This is a genomic window from Streptomyces milbemycinicus, from assembly GCF_002154605.1.
Classification (GTDB): domain Bacteria; phylum Actinomycetota; class Actinomycetes; order Streptomycetales; family Streptomycetaceae; genus Streptomyces; species Streptomyces milbemycinicus.
The window spans coordinates 1-4,171 of the sequence record NZ_MUNE01000816.1 but is presented as its reverse complement, the minus strand read 5'-3'; the positions used below and the strand labels follow the sequence as shown (position 1 = coordinate 4,171).

The window sequence follows — 4,171 nt, the reverse complement described above, 5'->3', positions numbered from 1 at the left end:
CCACAGCACGATGCTCGAAAGAGGCGCGGCCCGTCGCGAGGGTGTGGCCGACGTCGGCGGGGTTCGCCTCGGGGGCGTTGGTCAGGTACGTGTGCAGTTGGCGCGCCTGGGCACGTAGCGCTTGCGGGCTCTTCGCGGAGATCGCCCAGGGCAGTGGGCCTGGCGCGGTGTTGGGCTCTGCCGGTTCGTGGGTCTCCGCGGCAGGCGGTGCTTGTTCCAGGATGACGTGGGCGTTGGTACCGCTGACACCGAAAGAGGAGACGCCCGCACGGCGCATCCGCCCCTGCTCGGGCCAGGCCACCGACTCGGTCAGCAACCGCACCGTCCCGCCCGACCAGTCCACATGAGGTGAGGGCTCCTCGGCGTGCAGGGTCTGCGGGAGCAGCCCGTGGCGCATGGCCATCACCATCTTGATGACGCCGCCCACCCCCGCGGCGGCCTGGGTGTGTCCGACGTTGGACTTGATCGATCCCAACCACAACGGCCGATCGGCCGACCGTCCCTGTCCGTACGTCCCCAGCAGCGCCTGGGCCTCGATGGGGTCACCGAGCGTCGTCCCCGTGCCGTGTCCCTCCACCGCGTCGATGTCCATCGCGGCCACACCCGCGTTTGCCCACGCCTGGCGGATCACCCGCTCTTGCGACGGGCCGTTCGGCGCCGTCAGCCCATTGCTCGCCCCGTCCTGGTTGACCGCACTCCCCCGTACCACCGCCAGGACCCGGTGGCCGTTGCGCCGGGCGTCCGAAAGCCGTTCCACCAGGAGCATCCCCGCCCCCTCCGCCCAGCCTGTTCCGTCCGCGCCGGCCCCGAAGGACTTGCACCGCCCGTCCGGGGCCAGTCCCCGCTGGCGCGAGAACTCGACAAAAGTGGTGGGGGTGGACATGACGGTGACCCCGCCGGCCAGCGCCATGGAGCACTCCCCTGACCGCAGCGCCTGGCAGGCCAGATGCAGGGCGACCAGGGACGACGAACACGCCGTGTCCACGGTGACCGCCGGCCCCTCCAGGCCGAAGGTGTAGGCGACACGTCCCGACGCGACGCTGCCCGCGTTTCCATTGCCGATATAGCCCTCGTAGCCCTCTGGGATCTCGCGCAGGCGGGTGCCGTAGTCGTGGTACATCACCCCAGCGAACACCCCGGTCGAACTCCCCCGCAGCGACGCCGGGTCGATCCCCGCACGTTCCAGCGCCTCCCAGGAGATCTCCAGCAGCAGCCGCTGCTGTGGATCCATGGCTACCGCCTCACGCGGGCCGATCCCGAAGAATGCCGCGTCGAACTCACCCGCGTCGTAGAGGAACCCGCCTTGCCGGGTGTAGGAGGTGCCGGTTCGGTCCGGGTCGGGGTCGTAGAGCCGTTCCACCTCCCAGCCTCGGTCTGCGGGGAAGTCACCCACCGCGTCCATACCGGAGGCGACCAGATCCCACAGGCCCTCGGCCGACCGCACACCTCCCGGAAACCGGCATGCCATGCCGACGATGGCCACCGGCTCGCCGGCTGCCCCGCCGACGGCCGCAACGGGTGGGGCGGCCGTGGCCGCCGACGTACCGCCGGCGCCGGCCAACTCGTCACACAGGAAACGGGCGAGCACGTCCGGACGCGGCCGGTCGAAGATCAAGCCGGCCGGCAGGCGCAGCCCGGTGGCCTGCTGCAACCGGTTCCGCAGGTCCACCGCGGCGAGGGAGTCGAACCCCAGGTCGCGGAACGCCGAGTCCGCCGGGACCGATTCGGCCGTGCCGTGCCCCAGCACCGCAGCCGCCCGGGAGCGCACCAGCCGCAGCACCTCGCGTAGCCGTTCTTCCGGCCCGAGGCCGGTCAACCGCCGCCGCAGGGAGGTCGGCTCACCGGCCGAGGCGTCGCGGGTCCGGGACGGCCGGGCCGGAGCGACACCCGTCAGGTGGCGCAGGAATGGCGGGACGGATCCGGATGTCTGAAGCTCCCTCGTGCTGAGTGCGGCGGGCACCACCAGGGCGTGTCCACAGCTCAGGGCCTTGTCGAAGAGCTCCAGGCCCTCGCTGATGGCCAGCGGCCTCAGGCCCGAGCGGCGGAGCCGCGCGTGGTCCGTGGCCTCCAACTGCCCGGTCATGCCCTCGGTCTGCTCCCAAACTCCCCAGGCCAAGGACACCGCCGGCAGCCGAGCGGCCCTCCGGTGACTCGCCAGCGCGTCCAGGGCTGCGTTGGCGGCGGCGTAGTTGCCCTGCCCTGCCGAACCCATCACCCCGGCCAGCGAGGAGAAGAGCACAAACGCGGACAGCGGCAGGTCGCGTGTGAGCTGGTGGAGATTGAGCGCCGAATCGACCTTGGCCCGCAGGACATGGGTCAGGCCCTCCGGTGTGAGGGATGTGATCACCCCGTCGTCCAGTACGCCTGCCGCATGCACCACAGCGGTCAGCGGATGGTCGACGGAGATCTCCGACAATACGTTCGCAAGTTGCCTTTGGTCTGCGGCATCGCACGCGGTGATCGTCACCTGCGCCCCGAGCTCCGCAAGTTCGACCCCCAGTCGCCTGGCCCCCGGGGCGTCGAGGCCACGTCGGCTGATCAGCATCAGATGCCGTACGCCATGGGTGGCCACCAAGTGGCGGGCAAGCATGGCGCCGAGGCTGCCGGTGCCGCCGGTGATGAGTACGGTGCCGTCCTGATCCCAGGGATGCTCGTCCATGGCCTCGGTGGCGGTGCCGGCCAGCGGGCTCAGCCGGGGTGTGCGCAGGGCTCCATCGCGTACGGCCACTTCCGGTTCCCCGCAGGCCAGGGCCATCGACAGCATTCGGTCGTGGTCTTTCGCGTCAGCGGGACGGTCGTCCAGGTCGAGCAGGACGAATCGGTCAGGGTGCTCCGACTGGGCGGAGCGGATCAGACCCCGCGCCGCCGCTCCCGCCAGGTCTTCTACCTCCTCGTCCGGCGCAGTGGCCACCGCGGCTCGGGTGAGGATCACCAGGCGACTGTCGGCGAACCGGCTGTCCGCCAACCACTGCTGCAGTAGGCCCAGCATGTGGTGTGTGGCCTGGCGCAGCGCCTCACTCGACTCGTCTTCGCTCCCGGCTGGGGACCAGGCCACGACCGTCCGGGGAACGGGCGCGTCATCGGCGATTGCCACGCACAGCGCGGCCAGGTCGGCGTACGTCCGCTCCGGCGGAGTGACGAAGTCCTCGACCGGGCGCAGCGTCGGCCCGGTCCCGATCATCACCCATGGGGCGGCTTCTTCGGCCGCTGAAGGCTGGGGGACGGGTTCCCATCGCACCTCGAAGAGCGAGCCATGGGGGGCAACCGGGGCGGCTGTGCGCAACTCGGCCGTATGCAACTCGGCCCTGGTCACCGGCCGCAGGGCCAACGACCGGACCGATGCTACGGGCTCACCCGCCTCGTCGGACACGTCGACCGACACCGCCCCCGGGCCATGGCCGTCCGGCCTCAGCCGGACGCGCAGAGCCGTCGCCCCGGATGCACGCAGGGTGACTCCTGTCCACGTGAACGGCAGCCCGCTGTCCTGTTGTCCCCGTAGGGAGGGCAAAAGTGGAATGGTGTGCAGTGCGGAATCCAGCAGCGCGGGGTGCAGCGCGAACCGAGCCGCAGCCGTGTCGCCCAGCTGATCCTCTGACATATACGCGGTCGCGAAGACCTCGTCCCCGCGTTGCCAGGCGGCGTCCAGGCAACGGAAGGCCGCACCGTAGTGGAAACCCCCCTCGGCCAGTTGCTCGTACAGTCCCTCCAGATCCACGGCGACCGCACCCGGCGGCGGCCATGCGCCCGCGGGCATGACACCATCCGCCGAGTCACCGCAGTCTGGGTCAGGCTTGTCGGCAAGGTACCCGGCGGCATGGCGCGTCCACGGCTCGCCAGCCGAATCGGCGGTGAGGCCGCCGACATCGATTCGCGAGTAGATATCCACCGCCCGGTTTCCTGCTTCGTTCGGCGCGGCCACAGTGACCTGCAGCACTACGCCGGCGCTATCCGGTACGACGAGCGGGGTGTGGAGCGTAAGCTCCTCGACCCGACGGCAGTCGGCATGGGCGGCGGCTTGGAGGGCGAGTTCGAGAAAGGCCGTACCGGGGAGCAACACGGCGCCGCCGACGGCGTGGTCGGCCAGCCAGGGATGCGTACGGAGAGAAATCCGCCCAGTGAACAGCAACCCCTCACCATCGGCCAACCCGACCGCCGCGCCCAACAGGGGATG

Annotated in this window: 1 protein-coding gene; it reads right to left on the bottom strand. The window is 70.7% G+C overall.

Translation table 11 applies throughout. From position 1 onward, the window contains the following. Positions 1-4,171 (bottom strand): type I polyketide synthase (locus tag CCN51_RS46925; protein WP_143676124.1); only part of this gene is annotated, 4,171 nt, incomplete at both ends.